The 15128-nt window shown below is 64.7% G+C and carries 15 protein-coding genes; all 15 read right to left on the minus strand.

The window, feature by feature from the left end; translation table 11 throughout:
* Positions 1-2: 2 nt before the first annotated feature.
* Positions 3-668, minus strand: coding sequence for an RraA family protein (locus NE609_RS01970; protein WP_186895807.1), 666 nt, complete (start codon positions 666-668; stop codon positions 3-5).
* A 37-nt stretch (positions 669-705) separates the two neighbouring features.
* Complete coding sequence (locus NE609_RS01975; RefSeq protein WP_101552039.1) at positions 706-1341, minus strand: cysteine hydrolase family protein; 636 nt, start codon at positions 1339-1341, stop codon at positions 706-708.
* A gap of 13 nt (positions 1342-1354) precedes the next feature.
* Positions 1355-2530: an amidohydrolase family protein gene (locus NE609_RS01980; protein ID WP_256151535.1), complete on the minus strand. Its 1176-nt coding sequence runs from the start codon at positions 2528-2530 to the stop codon at positions 1355-1357.
* 13 nt (positions 2531-2543) lie between these two features.
* Positions 2544-3128: an amino acid synthesis family protein gene (locus NE609_RS01985; RefSeq protein WP_121585996.1), complete on the minus strand. Its 585-nt coding sequence runs from the start codon at positions 3126-3128 to the stop codon at positions 2544-2546.
* Between the two features lie 20 nt (positions 3129-3148).
* Positions 3149-3739: an amino acid synthesis family protein gene (locus tag NE609_RS01990; RefSeq protein WP_101552045.1), complete on the minus strand. Its 591-nt coding sequence runs from the start codon at positions 3737-3739 to the stop codon at positions 3149-3151.
* Between the two features lie 33 nt (positions 3740-3772).
* A complete protein-coding gene (locus NE609_RS01995; protein WP_256151536.1) occupies positions 3773-4837 on the minus strand; it encodes an alcohol dehydrogenase in 1065 nt (354 codons plus the stop codon).
* 31 nt (positions 4838-4868) lie between these two features.
* Positions 4869-5861, minus strand: coding sequence for an ABC transporter permease (locus NE609_RS02000; RefSeq protein WP_256151537.1), 993 nt, complete (start codon positions 5859-5861; stop codon positions 4869-4871).
* Positions 5830-7362, minus strand: coding sequence for a sugar ABC transporter ATP-binding protein (locus tag NE609_RS02005; RefSeq protein ID WP_256151538.1), 1533 nt, complete (start codon positions 7360-7362; stop codon positions 5830-5832). Before NE609_RS02005 ends, NE609_RS02000 begins: the two co-directional genes overlap by 32 nt.
* Positions 7363-7539: 177 nt before the next feature.
* The gene (locus NE609_RS02010; RefSeq protein WP_256151539.1) at positions 7540-8658 is read right to left on the minus strand and encodes a sugar ABC transporter substrate-binding protein; all 1119 of its coding nucleotides are present in this window, start codon (positions 8656-8658) and stop codon (positions 7540-7542) included.
* 81 nt (positions 8659-8739) lie between these two features.
* A complete protein-coding gene (locus NE609_RS02015; RefSeq protein WP_243107396.1) occupies positions 8740-9522 on the minus strand; it encodes a 3-ketoacyl-ACP reductase in 783 nt (260 codons plus the stop codon).
* A 73-nt stretch (positions 9523-9595) separates the two neighbouring features.
* Positions 9596-10864 carry a lactate racemase domain-containing protein gene (locus NE609_RS02020; RefSeq protein WP_256151540.1) on the minus strand — a complete coding sequence of 423 codons (1269 nt, stop codon included), beginning with the start codon at positions 10862-10864 and terminating at the stop codon, positions 9596-9598.
* Positions 10865-10991: 127 nt separating this feature from the next.
* Positions 10992-12413 carry an L-serine ammonia-lyase, iron-sulfur-dependent, subunit alpha gene (locus tag NE609_RS02025; RefSeq protein WP_256151541.1) on the minus strand — a complete coding sequence of 474 codons (1422 nt, stop codon included), beginning with the start codon at positions 12411-12413 and terminating at the stop codon, positions 10992-10994.
* A gap of 11 nt (positions 12414-12424) precedes the next feature.
* Positions 12425-13303: an NAD(P)-dependent oxidoreductase gene (locus NE609_RS02030; RefSeq protein WP_256151542.1), complete on the minus strand. Its 879-nt coding sequence runs from the start codon at positions 13301-13303 to the stop codon at positions 12425-12427.
* 158 nt (positions 13304-13461) lie between these two features.
* Positions 13462-14154: a GntR family transcriptional regulator gene (locus tag NE609_RS02035; RefSeq protein WP_121586002.1), complete on the minus strand. Its 693-nt coding sequence runs from the start codon at positions 14152-14154 to the stop codon at positions 13462-13464.
* A 150-nt stretch (positions 14155-14304) separates the two neighbouring features.
* Positions 14305-14976 (minus strand): 4-carboxy-4-hydroxy-2-oxoadipate aldolase/oxaloacetate decarboxylase, encoded by a 672-nt coding sequence (locus NE609_RS02040; RefSeq protein WP_256151543.1) that lies wholly within the window; start codon positions 14974-14976, stop codon positions 14305-14307.
* Positions 14977-15128: the final 152 nt, after the last annotated feature.

Raw genomic sequence — 15128 nt, forward strand, 5'->3', positions numbered from 1 at the left:
GATCATTTCAGCATGTTCTCATAGTTGTATTTTTTGTCGACTTCCATCATCGACATGCCCGACTTGATGTCGCGGCACATGGCCTCCTCCTTCTCGAGCAGCGTCTCCGCCTTGGCGATCACGTCCTCCAGCCGCTCCTGCGGGATGAAGACCACACCGGTGATGTCGCCCATGACGATATCGCCGGGGCGGACCTGCACGCCGTGGAAGGAGACCATCACGTTGGTCGCCTCCTCCATCACGCGGCCGCGGGCGGTCGCGCAGATGGTGGCGCGCGCGTAGACCGGGAAGCCCATCTCGATGCACTCGTCGAGGTCGCGGCAGGCGCCGTCGATGACCACGCCGGACACACCCTTGTATTTGGCGCCCGTGCTCAGCACGCCGCCCCAGCAGTTGACGTCGATGCGCCCGCCGTTGTCGATGACGATAACGTCGCCCTCCTTGGCGGCCTCGATCGCGTTGACTCCCATGTGGGTGGTCGACTTGGTGAGCCCCGCGGCGACCACCTTCATCGTGACGGCCTCGCCGATGATCTTTTCGCAGCCCTCGTACATCTTGTTGACGCCGTAGGTCGAGCCCTTGAGCCCGAGCGCGTCGAGCGCGTCGGAGACGTTGGTCGTCGAAAGCCTGTCAAGCCGCTCCCGCAGCTCCTTGGTCAATTTTCCCATCATACATCGCTCCTTTATCATTTTGCGGGGGCGCGGATCACCGGATCCGGCACTCGTCCCCCGGCTCCAGAGTATCCATCGCCGCGATCAGCTCCTCCGACGTGCACACCGTCGCGAAGTGGGTCTCGAAGTCCCACAGCTGGGACTCCTGCTCCCGCTCGCTCGTGGCGCGCACGCAGTCCTTCGGCACGAACACCTCGTAGTCGAGCTGGAAGGCGTCGGCCACCGTGCCGCGCACACAGATATTGGTCACCGCGCCGCCGACGATCACCTTTTCACAGCCCATGTCCCGCAGTGTGAGGTCGAGGTCGGTCTGGAAGAAGCCGCTGTAGCGGCGCTTGTTGACCACGTAGTCCTCCGGCAGGATGGGCAGCTCGTCGATCTGCTCGGCGCCCCAGGTGCCCTCATAGCAGGTGCCGACCCGCTTTTCCGTCACCTTGTCGTATTTGTCCATCCGGTATTTCTGGCAGATCCACACGATGGGGATCTTGTGCGCGCGGGCGGCGGCGACCAGCCGCTGGATCGGCTCCACGATCAGGTAGCCGTCCTCCAGCACCATGCGGCCGCCCGGCTTGCAGAAGTCGTTCATCATATCCACGATCAGCACCGCGCTCTTTTTGAGGTCGAGGGCCTTTTCGCGGTTGGTATAGTAGTCGCTGAAGCCTTTTCCCATCTGTCCGTCCTCCTCAGGCGTCGTTTTGGCCAGCCGGCCGGGGCGTCCGGTTTCCCGGCGGGGTGTTGCGGCTCTTGACCACCGCGACCCTGCCGTTGATGATCACATAGGTCACGCCGGGGATGTCCCCCGCCTCGATCGCGCCGAGGGCGGTGTCCGCGACCGAGCCGATCGGCGCGTCGAGGCAGACGATGTCCGCCTCCCGGCCGGGCGCGATCACGCCGGTGTTGAGCCCGAAGACGCGGGCGGTGTTGCCGGTCGCCATCGCGACGGCGACCGCCGGGGGCACGCCGCAGACGCTGCTGGCGTAGCAGACGTTGCGGAGGATGCCCAGCGGGATCATGCCGGTGCCGGAAGGCGCGTCGTTCCCGAAGATGACGCGGCCCCACTGGCCGAGCTTCCCCGCCGTCTCGAGGATGAAGTTGGTCATGCGGTAGTTGCCGCACTGGACGATCTCGACCGCCGCGTCGCTCTCCCGGATGATCCGTTCCGCCTCCGCCGTGGAGATCGAGGTGGGGCCGCCGTTGCAGTGGGAGGCGACCGTCGGCCCGGTGCGGATGACGTCGTCGGCGCTCACCGGCGAGCTGCCGGGGATCGAGGTGCCGCCCGTGTGCATCGCGACCCTGAAGCCGTACCTCTTGGCGATCTCGACGAGGGGGGCCGCGTCGGCCGGGGATTTGACCGAGCCGAGCCCGATCTCCCCGACGAGCCACACCCCCTCGCGCGCCATCTCGGCGAAGTCCGCTTCCACGAGTCCCTGCTCCAGAATCAGCGCGCCGCCGTGGATCTTCGCACCCAGCGGCGACTGGTTCCGGAAGCACTTGGAGAGAAAGATCGCCTGCGCCTTCGCGCCGGCGGCGTCCTTCGGCCGTCCGGGGAAGTGGGGCTCCCCCGCCGAAATCATCGTCGTGACCCCGCCGTGCACCTCGCTTTCGAGGAAGTCCGCCGTCTTCTGGCGGAAGGTGTAGTCCCCCACGCAGGGGTGGCAGTGGGAATCGATCAGCCCGGGGGCCACCGTGACCCCCATCGCGTCGAGCACCTGCGCGTCCGGGTAGCGGGAGAGCAGCTCCGCGCCGCCCACCGCGTCGATCAGCCCGCCGCGGATGGCGACGGTGTTGCAGTCGAGGACCGGGTTCTCCCAGTCGCCGCTTACGAGGGTACCGATGTTGGTGATAATCAGATCAGGCATCTCACATTCCTCCTCAGCTCACGCCGTCCACGCCCTTGACCTGGTCGAGCAGCAGGCCGCCCACGCGCGGGAAGGGGCGGGAGCCGGTGGTCAGGCAGAGCACCACCATGATTTCATCGGGCCTTGGGGCGTCCGCGACGGAGACCTCCATCGCGTCGTAGTGGGTCCGCACCTTGACGGCCCGCTTGCTGTGCAGCGGCACGTCGACCGAGCAGCCCGCGGGGCCCGCCTTCTCGGTCGAGGGGATGATCGAGAGGGTGTCCCGGAGCGCCTCCCGCACCGGCCCGTCAAAGGCGATGTGGAGGAGCGCCGAGCCGTGCTCCTGCTCCCCCGCGAGCCCCGTCACCACGGCCTTGCCGTAGCTCTGGATCTCCTCCGGGCCCACGCCGAGCGCCTCGAGGGCGTTTTCGACCAGCAGCCTTCCGAGCCATTCGCCGTATTCGCCGTAGAGGGAGAGGTCCTCCACCCGCTTCCCCGCGAAGAGGTTCTCCACGATCGCCACCGAGGCGCATTTGCGCAGCGGCACGGGCAGGGGCCTGCCGATCTCCGCGCGGATCTCGTCGATGATTACAACTTCCTTGCGCACATATGGTTTCATCCGATCACGCCCTTTCCGCTCTAATCGAGCCCATTCTGTCCCTTGATCCCTTCCGCCGAAACGCCGCCGATGCGCGCGTGGGGCCTGCCGCCCGTCGTGAACGCGACGGCGACGACGACCTCGTCGGCGTGGGGCGCGTCGGGGATGCGGATGGTGATCGCGTCGTAGTGGGAGCGCACGAGCATCGCGTCCTTGTGGAGCAGCGGCACGTCGAGCGTCGCGCCCGGGGCCGCGATCTTTTTGGCCGACGGGATGACCGCCTTGCCCGCCCCGAGGTAGGCGCGCATCGGCGCGCCCAGGCGCGGGTGCATCAGCGCGGCGGCGTGCTCGTGCTCGCCGTCCAGCCCGACGATGCACGCCTTGCCGAAGCTGTGGACCTCCGACGGGTCGATCCCCATCGCCTCCACCGCCTTTTGGGTCAGATAACCGCCCAGGTATTCCCCGTACTCCATGAGCAGGGTCAAATCCTCCTGGTAGGCGCCCGCGTAGGGATTTTTGATGACCGCGGCGGCCGCGCACTTCCTGAGCGGCTTTTCCAGCTCACAGCCTCCCTCGCTGCGGATCGTCTCCCGGAAGACGACAAGTTTCCTGATGTTGGGTTCCGTTGCCATACCGAACCTCCTTTTCCGTTTCGGGTCCCGTCCTCATCCCCTGCGGGGCGTGATGGCGACCTTGATCACATGGTCCTCCTGCGCTTCAAACAGCCGGTATCCCTCGAGCGCGTCGTCGAGCGGGAGCCGGTGGGTGATGAGCGGGCGGGTGTCGAGCATGCCCGCCTCGATGAGCGAGAGGGTCTTGGCGCAGGCGTTCGCGTGGACCCCGCCCGTCTTGAAGACGAGGTTCTTGCCGTACATCTCCCGCAGGGGCAGCTTCTGGGGGTCCTCCTCGTAGTGGGCCACGAGGCAGACCGTTCCGCTGCACCGCGCGAGACGCCACGCCATCTCGAAGGTGTTGCGCCCGCCCGCGACCTCGAAGACCCGGTCGGCCCCCCGCCCGTCGGTGAGGCCGCGCACGATTTCGAGCGGGTCCTCCCGGAGGGGGTTGATCGTGAGGTCGGCGAGCCCGTGCGCCTTCGCGAACTCCAGCCGCTCGTCGGACATGTCGATGACGACGAGCCGCGCCGGGGAATAGAGCCGCGCGCACATCGCCGTGCAGAGCCCGGTGGGTCCCGCGCCGATCACCGCGACCGTCTCCGCCGGGCGGATCTCCGCGATCTCCGCGGCCCAGAACCCGGTGGCGAGCACGTCGCCGACGAGCAGCGCCGCCTCGTCCGACACCGCGTCGGGGATGTGGTTGAGGCCGTTGTCCGCGTAGGGCACGCGCACATATTCCGCCTGCCCGCCGTCGATGCGGCAGCCGAGCGCCCAGCCGCCCCCCTCCATCGAGCAGTTGTTGACGTATCCGCGGCGGCAGAAGAAGCACTCGCCGCAGAAGGTCTCGTTGTTGACGGTCACGCGGTCGCCCTTGTGGAATTTTTCGATCCCGCTTCCCGTCTCGACGACCTCCCCGACCATCTCATGGCCGAGGATGACCCCCTCCTTCGCCTTCGCGATCATGCCGTGCTTGATGTGGATGTCGCTCGAGCAGATCGCCGCGAGCGTCACCCGGACGATCGCGTCCTTCGGGTGCAGGATCGCGGGGACCGGGCGGTCCTCCAGGACCACCGAGCCTAGCTCCTTGAAGACAACCGCCTTCATGGTGTCTTTCATAAAAAATCTCCCCCTTCCGCGTTGTCTGCGGTTACTTGACGATGTCCTTGCTCTTCCAGTCGGAGGAGGCGGCCACGGCGAGGATCACGACGATGCCCTTGACGAGGATCTGGACGTGGGGCGAGACGCCCATCAGGTTCAGGCCGTTGTTGAGCATCAGGATGACGAACACGCCGGTGATGGTGCGGGTGACGCTGCCCTTGCCGCCGCTGAGCGAGGTGCCGCCCATGACCACGGCGGCGATCGCGTCGAGCGACATGCCCTGGCCCTGGGAATGGGTGCCCGCGCCCAGACGCGCGCTCATCAGCACGCCCGCGAGCCCGGTGCAGGCGCCCGCTACGGTAAAGGCGATCAGCTTATATTTGCGGGTCGGCAGGCCGCACAGCCCGGCCACGCGCTCGTTGCTGCCCATGGCGTACAGCGACCGGCCGTACTTGGTCTTGGTCGTGAGGACGACCATGAGGATGAGGATCACCGCCGAAAAGATCGCCAGCGTCGGCAGGAACCCGACGCTGCCGGACCCCAGCTTCTTGAACTGGACGAACATGGTGTTCTGGGCGATGCCGCCCGATACGATCAGCGCGATGCCGCGGCAGATGGTCGAGGTGCCGTAGGTGACCAGGAAGGAGGGCAGGCGCACATAGGAGACCAGAAAGCCCATGAACACGCCGAACACCAGCCCGATCCCCGTGCCCAGCAGCACGCTCAGCCAGCCGCCGCCGTCCTGGACGATGTTGGCCAGCATGACCGCCGAGACGCCGGCCAGGCTGAGCAGGCCGTCGGACGAGATGTCGATGCTCCCGATCAGGATGACCCCGACCAGGCCGAACGACACGATAAACAGCGGGCCGCCCTGGCGCAGGATATTCATCAGGTTATCCAGCGAAATAAAGCGGGGGTTCATGATGGTGAAAAAGATTACGCAGATAACCAGCGCCGCCGGCGCGATGATCAGGGAATAGTCGATCTCCCGGCGGGCGGCCGGCGCGGTCTTATGCGATGTAGCGGATAATGTCCCTTTCATTCGGTTTAACCTCCTTCTGGCAGTCAATTTCGCCGGTGACGACGCCGCGTCTCATGGTGACGATGCGGTTGCACAGCCCGATCAGCTCCGGCATTTCGTCGGATACCACTAGAATGGAAATTCCTTCGTTGGCAAGTTCGCGCATCAGCCGGTAAATCTCCTGCTTCGCGCCGACGTCGATGCCTCTCGTGGGCTGTTCCATCAGCAGAATCCGGGGCTTCAGGCTCAGCCAGCGCGCCAAAATGACCTTCTGCTGGTTGCCTCCCGATAGATTCATGATTTTTGTCCTGCCGGATGGGGTTTTGATTTTCAGCCGGCTAATATAATCATCCACGCCTTGCTGTTCCCGGCGCTGGTCGATAAAGCCAAGCGCCCTGGTAAAATTGTCTAGGTTGGCGATGGTCGTATTCGTGATTACGGATAAGACGCCCAAAATCCCTTCATTGCGCCGGTCGCTGGGCAGATAGCCGATCCCCGCCTTTACCGCCAGGGCAATGCTGTTGCCCAGCTGGCTGCCGTCGGCGGCGGTGATCGTCCCCTTTTCCACCGGAGAGTCCCCAAAGATGATTTTGGAGAGGTCCTCCTTGCCGCATCCCATCAGCCCCGCGATCCCCAGAATCTCCCCCTTGCGCAGGCTGAAGCTGACGTCCTTTACTTCCTTGTTGGTAACGCCCTCCAGCCGCAGGACCACCTCGTCCTCCGGCACGCGCAGCTCCTGCGCGAAGAAGAAGTCGGTAGAGAATTCGCGTCCCACCATCATTTCCTGCAGAATCCGGATATCCACATCCCTGGTCATGACATCGCCCACGTTGGAGCCGTCCTTCATGACGGCCACGCGGTCGGTGTATTCCACGATCTCCTCCAGATGGTGCGAAATAAAGATAAACGCGGCCTGTTCCCGGAGGGAGTTGATGATGGCGAACAGGTTTTCCACCTCGCTGGGCGAGAGCACGGCCGTGGGCTCGTCGAGGATCACGATGACCTGCCGGTCGGTGTGCAGCGCCGTATAGAGCACCCGGGCGATCTCCACCATCTGCCGCTGGGAAAAGCTCAGCCTGCTCAAACGGGTCCTCGGGTCGAGGTTCGCCAGCCCGACCTTCTCCAAAACCATCTTCGATTCGCGGTACATCTCGCTCCAGTGCAAAAAGCCCGCCGTCTGCAAATGTTCCTCGTGCCCGAGGAAGATGTTCTCCGCCACCGAAAGGTTGGGAAAGAGCGCCTGCTCCTGGAACACCATCCCGATCCCCTTTTCATAGGCCTCGATCGGCTTGGTCAGGTTCAGTTCCTCCCCGTGGCACAGGATCGTCCCGGCGTCTCGTTTTTCAATCCCCATCAGTACGCGCATCAGGGTGCTCTTACCGGCGCCGTTTTCCCCGATCAGCCCCAGGACTTCGCCGGGATAGAGCTCCAGCGAAACCCCCTTGAGCGCCTGGACGCCGGCAAAACTTTTCCGGATGCCGCGCATGGACAGGATGCTCTGCCTGTCGTCGGTCTGTTGCATACTTGCTACGCTCCTCCCGCTATAGATGGGAAGCCGGGCAGTCCGCCCGGCACAGCCCGCCATGGGGCTGCGCACAGCAGCGTTGGCTTCCGATGTCGTGATCTGCGGGCAGGCATACCCTGCGGACGCGGGGTATGCCTGCCGCAACAGAGAATCATTTGATGCCGGCGTTTCCGTTTATGCCGGATGTTTGACCTTGCTGTCGGCGGTCCAGTCGCGGCCGGCGGCTTTCGAGCCATACCACAGGTCGTAGTACTCGTCGACATTTTCCGGAGTCACGACCGGCGGATCCCAGATCGCGTGTTTGTTTTCGTCGGTGACCGGGCGGATGCCCTCGGTCAGATAGTCATAGCCGAAGCAGACGGCGCGGGCCTGCATGCCGGGGGCGTCGCCGCTGAGGCTGACGCAGGTGTTGCCCTTCTTCATGTGGTCGAGGAAATCCTGCAGGCAGTCCAGGCCGCTGATCTTGACCTGTCCCAGCTTGCCGACGCCGTCGAGGATCTCGATGACGCCCATGGCCATATCGTCGTTGGCGCACCATACGCCGTCGATCTGGTCGCCGTACTTGATGTACATGTCCTCAAACACCGGGGCGGCCGCGAAACGGTCGAAATCGCCGGGCTGGGACTCCAGCAGGGTGATGCCCGGATACTCCTTCATGGCGTCCAGCAGGCCCTCATGGCGGCGGACCGCGGTGGTGTTGCCGGCAGGTCCGTCGATGGCGATGATGCCGCCTTCTCCGCCCATCGCCTCAAAGAGGTACTCGGCCTCGGTCTTGCCCTCCTGGTAGAGGTCGGTCAGCAGGTGGGCCAGATGGTACTCGTAGGCGGTGAAATCCATCCCCTCGGGGTAGTCGAAGAGGGTGATGAAGGGGACCTTGGCGTTTTCACACAGATCGCAGAGCGCCGGCACGATCGACGGGCTCATCGGCATGATGATGACGAGGTCGGGCTGGTAGGTGACCAGTCCGGACTCCAGGTCGGCGACCTGCTTCTGCTCGTTGTTCTCGGCGGAGAGGGTCACATACTCCATGCCGAGCTGGGCGGCGGCTTCTTTTCCGCCCCGGTCGAGCTCAACGTAGTACTGGTTATCCATTCCCTTGGTGCTGTTGAGCACGACGAACTTCTCGGCGGCGGGCTCTTCAGCCGGGGCCGCAGGCTTCGCAGCCGGGGCTTCCGACGCGGGGGCGGCGGGTTCCGGCGTGGCCGCCGGGGCGGGCTCGGAACCGCAGCCGGCAAGCAGCGTCAGGACCAGCACCGTCGCGAGTAGCATGCTGAGCAGTCTGTTTCTTTTCATTTTTTGCGCCTCCTCTTCATAGCTCCATGCACCGCATGGAGGGTCTTGTGTGAGGGCGCCGTGGGCGCCCCTTGAATACTCTCAATCGATCCACTTCATGTGGAAGCCGCCGTCGACGTCGATGGCGGAGCCGGTCGTGTAGGGCAGGTAGCCCTTGCAGATCGCGGAGACGGCCTTCGCGCAGTCCTCGCCGGTCCCCCAGCGGCGCAGCGGATGCAGGCCGTCGGCGATCAGCTTGTCGAAATGCTCCTTGACCGGCAGGGTCATGTCGCTGAGGATGTTGCCCGGGCGGATCTCATAGACGTTGATGCCGTAGTCGGCCAGCGCGAAGGCGAGCAGCTTGGTCAGCATCGCGATGGCGGCCTTGGACATGCAGTATTCGCCCCGCATGACCGATAGGGTGTACGCCGAAATGGACGACATGTTGATGATCACCGGCTTGGGCGCGGGGTCTCCCGCCTCCACCTGTTTGATCATCTGCTTGGCGGCCAGCTGCCCCAGGAAGAGGTAGCCCTTGAGGTTGATGCCGAACACCCGGTCGAGGCTCTCCTCGGTCACGTCGAGGATGTTCGTGCGCACTAGGGAGCCGACCCCGGCGTTGTTGACGAGCACGTCGATCCGTCCGAACCGTTCGAGCGTCCTGTCGATCAGGTTCCTGCGGTCCTCCTCCCTGGAAACGTCGGCCTGCACATAGAGGAATTCCGGGCTCGTGTCCGCGATCTCCTTCATATGCCCTTCCGCCCGGGCGGGGTCCATGGTCCCGCATCCGACGATCGCATAGCCGTCCTTTGCCAGCTGGAGAGCGACCGCGTTCCCGATGCCCCGGGTAGCGCCTGTGATGACTGCAACTTTTTTCGTTCGCAAATACATCTCCCCTTTCGTCAATTCCTGCATGGAATTCTTTATTGTCGGGCCCGTCTGGGCCGGAACGACCGGTTCAGAAGAGGTTGCCTTCCCCGTCGAAGGAGAGCTCCTCCGGTTCCCCCAGCACCTCGACGCGCGGGTTGGCCGCCGCGTCGGGGAGCATCGCCTCGGAGATGAAAATTTCGCTCAGGTGCAGGGTGTCCCGCAGCCGCACCATGCGGATGCGCGCCTTGTCAAACCCCGGCGCTGTCTTGATCGCCGCCTGGATCGCCAGTTTGTGGCTGTCCATGACCAGCGGCATCCGGACCGCCTGGGTGAGGGTCGCCGTGATCGCGTTGGGGTAGGTGACCTCCGGATCGAACCGCTCGAGCAGCCGGCGGGTGGTCACGTCCGCCACGCCGATGCCGTTGGCGTTGCCGTGGGTCTCGTCGGTGAGGTCGAGGACGGCCAGCTTGCCCGGCCGCGGCGGCCCGCTCGCGTAGCCCGTGGCGAAGCAGCCGGTGATATGCGGGTCCATCCCGAGGCCGCTGATGTTCTTGCCCATCCGGTCGACCACCAGCACGTCGACGTTGGGAAGGAGGATCCCCGGCATGAGCGCCTTGGCCCGCAAAAGCAGCGCCGGTTCCCGCTTTGCGATCTCCTCCGGGGGTAGCGCCGCGACCTCGCAGGTCTGGTCGTAGGCGTTCTCCAGGATGGCGACGCCGAAGAGCACCTTCGCGTCGCGGAGGATCGCCCGCCCGTATTTTTCGATGTTTGCCGCCATGTTGGCGTAGCCCTCCTGGTGGCAGACCTCCGCGCCCGCCTGTTTTGCAAGGCCGATGGCGAGCATCTTCATGAGTCCGCTCTCGTAGGGGCCGGTAAAGGAGGTGTGGGGCTTGACGCGGTTGACGGCCACGAGCCCGTCCGCCGCCGCGGCGCGCGCGTCGATCTGCACCGGACGGCCGTCGGGCGTGCGCCCGATTTCCCGGACCTCCATCGAGGACTCGACCGGGCAGCCCAGGTAATCCTCGGTGATTCCGAGGCTGCGCAGCACGTCGAGCTGCCCCTCGGCCGTCGCGCCGCCGTGGCTGCCCATCGCCGGCACGACGAAGGGGGCCGCGCCCGCCTCCCGCAGGGCTTCCGTGATCGTGCGGAGAATGAGGGCGATGTTCGCGATCCCCCGGCTCCCGGCGGTGACGGCGACGCGCATGCCCGGCTTCACGCCGCGCAGGACGCCGCTCCCGCGGAGGGTCTCCCGCACCGCGCCGCCGACGTCCGTGAGGCGCGCGCCGTCGAATTCCTGTCGGACCCGGACCATCCGGGGGATCGGCATGCCGCCGACCAGCCTGTTCACGACGCCCATCCCGTCACCTTCCCTTCCGCGCGGGCCAATTCCAGATATTTGATCTCTTTGCAAATATTGTATAATTTGGATCGACAAAATGTCGACATATTTAGACAGGCTTCGCCCGCAAAAATCTTCCGCCGGGTCACTGGTCGATCAGCACGATGTTCAGCTCCTCCGCAATCTCCCGCGCGCGCTCCACGCTGGGGCTGGCGTCCCGCAGCACCAGCCGGGCGCCGCCGCGGTTGAGGGAATCCACCATGGAATTCTGCTTTTCCGCCTCGATCGTCACCCTCTGGACCGACGGCTCGTTGACCTCGAGGATTTCCACCTCGATCCCGCGCCGCCGCACCTCCGCGAGGATCTCCCTGTAGGCGTCGGCGTCGCTCGTGCCCGCCCCGTCGACCGCGGCCATCAGGATGCCCGGCACGTTGATCGCCCTCCGGGCGAAGAGCTCGGAATAGAGCTCGATTTTCACTTTTTTGATCCGCCCCTCCGACAGGAAGTGCGCGATCCTCCCGCAGTTGGTCGGGGAACCGACCCCCTGGCTGCTGCCGCCGACGACCGCTTCCGCGAACGGCTTGGTGATCGGGTTGGCGCGGCGCGCGAGCTCGCGGCTCTCGGCGGCCGCGCGGACGATCAGCTCCTCCTGCCGCAGCTTCTCCGCCTCCCGCACGGCCGGGTCGATGTACGCCTCCACCCGCTCGTCGTGCTTGAAGAAGGGCTCCATGTATTCGATCGTCACCGGGACGACGTGCTTCGCGGAGGCCAGATGGCACTGCGCCGCCATGGCGATCATCACGTCCACCGGGACGGTCGAGGGGATCGAGGTGTGCATCGCGAGCTGGCTTGCCAGGCGCGCGATGAGGATGCCGCCGCCGATGTGGGTGGCGCACAGCCCGGGCACGAGTACCCGCGGGGTGCAGGGCACGCTGATCGTCGGGGAAATCGCGAGCACGACCGCCCGCTCCATCTGGGCGGGAGTCCCCCCGGCCAGCTCGACGAAGGCGGCCGCCGAGGCCGCCGCGCCCGCGCCGATCCCCTCCATGTTGCAGCCGGTCGTCCGCTTGCCCACCCGGAAGATGCCGCCGATCTTGAGGATGACCGCCATGACCCGCGTGATCAGGTCCTTGTCGGTATAGAACTCCTTCACCGCCTTGACGAACCCGGTGTAGGGGCAGGCGTCGCCCGTGCCGGCGCAGGGACACAGCCCGATCGTGTGGTTTCCCACCTGCGCCGCAAGGGTGTATGTAACGATCCGGTCGACGAACGGGTCCCCGGCGATCTTCGCGCCGTCCTCCGCCGCGAGGTCCTGCCCCACCGCGCCGAGCAGGAAGCTCCTGCCCGTCGTGGCGCCGATCCCGGCGGCGCAGAGGTTGTGCGCGAACGCCTCCTCCATGCTCGCCGCGACCTGCTCGCCGGTGAGGCCGGTACTGTCCGCCGCCTCCCGCAAAATCACTTCTCCGACGCTCATCCGGGTCTCCTCCGCCACGCGGATGCACTCCCCCAGCGTCATATGCCCATAGTCGTAGCCCAATTCCCGTGCGGTCTCCGCAACCGGTTTCATGCTGTCTCCCCCTATCTGACCTCGGTGTCCATCAGCTCTTCCCAGATTTTTAAGAGCGAGGTGATGTCCTGCCTGCCGAATCCTTTGGCCCGCGCCGCCTCAAACATCTGCACCGCCGTGCTCCCCATCGGGATCGGCATCGAGAGCTGTTTTGCCGTTTCGACGGCGAGCCCCAGGTCCTTGTATTCCAAATCCACCGCGAAGCCGCCCTCGAAGGACCGCTTTTTGATGAAATTGGGGATCTTGTTTTCAATGATGAAGCTGCGCCCCGAGCTCTCCCGGATAATCTCGTACATCGTGTCGAGCCCGAGTCCGATCTTCGCGCCGAGCACCAGCGCCTCGGCGGCGGCCGCCATGTTGCAGCCGAGCAGGTAGTTGTTGACCATCTTGACGCCCGAGCCGGCGCCGACCGGCCCGATGTGGCAGATCTTCCTGCCGATTGTCTCGAAGAGCGGGCGCATCCGCAGGAACGCCTGGTCCGGGCCGCCCGCCATGACGGTCAGCGTCCCGGCGGCCGCGCCGCCGACCCCGCCGCTCACCGGGCAGTCCATGTAGGTGATCCCCCGCGCCGCGGCCATCTCGGAAAATTTCCGCGCCGATTCGGGCGCGATGCTGCTCAGGTCGGCGATGACCGACGCGCCGATCGACTCCCGCCCGAGGATTTCCTCGAGCACCGACCGGACGATCGCCGCATTTGGCAGCGAGCAGAAAAGCACCTCGGTATCCGCCGCGGCCTCCCCCGCCGTCGGGCAGATGCGCGCGCCCGCCGCTTCCGCCTCGCCCACGGCGCGCGGGGAGAGGTCAAAGGCGCACAGCTCGTGCCCCGCGCCCAGCAGCCGCTTCGCAATGGGCAGCCCCATGGCGCCCAGTCCGATCATTCCGATCCTCATCGAAAAGCCCCCTTGTAAAAAAAATATCCCCACCAAGTTCATTCCGGTCCAGTCCCACTCCGCTCCCCGGATACCGGGGAGGGCGCGGGATGCCTTTTGAAACTGATGAGGAAGCAGATCGGCGGCGGCGCGTTTGATTCGGGACGCGCCGCGCGCCGCTATTCGCTTTCCAGCCGCCTGGCCGGGAGAGAGCGGGCCTTTTTGATCGGGAACGGCTCCGAATACTCCTTGATGGTCCGGTCGCGGACCTCGTTGAGATGCTGGAAAAGATACCGTTCGGCGCTTGTTTCATCCCGCTGCTTCAACGCCCGGATAATGTTCAGGTGCTTCTTTTTGGAAGCGTTGAAGTGCTCGGGGTCCCGCGCGGAAATGCGGTTCACAATCGCGAACTGCGCCGTAAGCATGTCGTAGAACTTTTCCAGCCTGCTGTTGCCCCCATACGCAATAATCGACGTGTGCAGCAGATGATTTGCGTCATAATACTGTTGGGGGTCGGAGTTTTCGTTCAGATCCAAAAAGGCCTGTTCCAGTCGGTCCAGCATCTCCTCATCAAAGTACCGGCAGGCGGTGTGCAGGGCATGCAGCTCGAACATGATCCGCAGCTCGAAGATCTCCTCGAGGTCCCGCTGCGTGATATCGGTGACAAAGGTTCCCCTTCCCGGGAAATGGGACACCAGTCCCTCCGCCTCCATCCGTTTGAGCGCCTCGCGCACCGGAGAACGGCTCAGGCCCAGCGCCTCGCCGATCTCCACCTCCGCAATCGGGGACCCGAGTGGGAATTCCCCCGATAAAATCCCGCTGTAAAGGTAATCGTACGCCCGTCCGGCCGCTCCTGTCGATCTGTCTGCCATGTTTATTCCCTCCAATGTAACTTGCGCTCATAGATGATCCATGCGAAGACAAGCACCTTAAAGTATTATTATACTATAAATCTTCACACTGTACAATCTGATCATACACTGGAACGAAACATTTTCGACAAATCGTATGCACAGGAGTCCTTATTCTTCCACACAGTGCAGCGAGTCGAACACCCTCTGATACCCGTAGATGTCGAAGAGCGATTCCCCCGCGCGGAGCCGATCCATAACGGCCGCCTCCTTGGCCGTCCGTTCCTCGGCGAGCCGCAGGATGTCCGGCGCCTCCTCCAGCGGGACCACCACGACGCCGTCCGCATCCCCGACGATGAGGTCGCCCGGCTGGACAATCTCGCCGCCGATGCAGATGGGGTGGTTGATCGTGCCGAGCGTCGCCTTGGCGGTCCCGCGCACGCAGAGCCCGGCGGAAAAGACGGGGAAGCCCATCCGGATGATCTCGCGGCTGTCGCGTACGGTGCAGGACACCACCAGACCGGCAACGCCGCGCGCCATGCACTCCACCGCCAGCACCTCGCCGAACGGCCCCGAAGCGACCGCCGAGCCCATGTCCGCGACGATGACGTCGCCGGGGCCCGCCATGCTGACCGCCTTGACAAGCATCAGGTTGTCGCCCGTGTGGCAGCGCACGGTGAGCGCGCGGCCGCAGACGGTCATATCCGCCGCGAGCGGTTTGATCGCGGGATCGAGCGCGCCCCTGCGGCCCATCGCCTCATGGACGGTCGCGGCCGCCTGTCCCTCGTATGCGCGCAGCAGCGCGGGATCGCAGCGTGGGACGTCCCTTCTGATGTGCGTCAATTGATACCCCACCCTTCTCGGTATTCTCTTCGTCGTCATTAAGTATAAATTATGTCGACAATCTACTATGAATATAGCACACAAAATACCCCGTGTCAAGGGAATTCATTTTGGCAATATGCACATAAATTCAGTCAAATTCTCTCTGTTCA

Origin of the sequence: Anaerotruncus sp. DFI.9.16, assembly GCF_024461615.1 — a bacterium.
Classification (GTDB): Bacteria; Bacillota; Clostridia; order Oscillospirales; family Ruminococcaceae; genus Anaerotruncus; species Anaerotruncus massiliensis.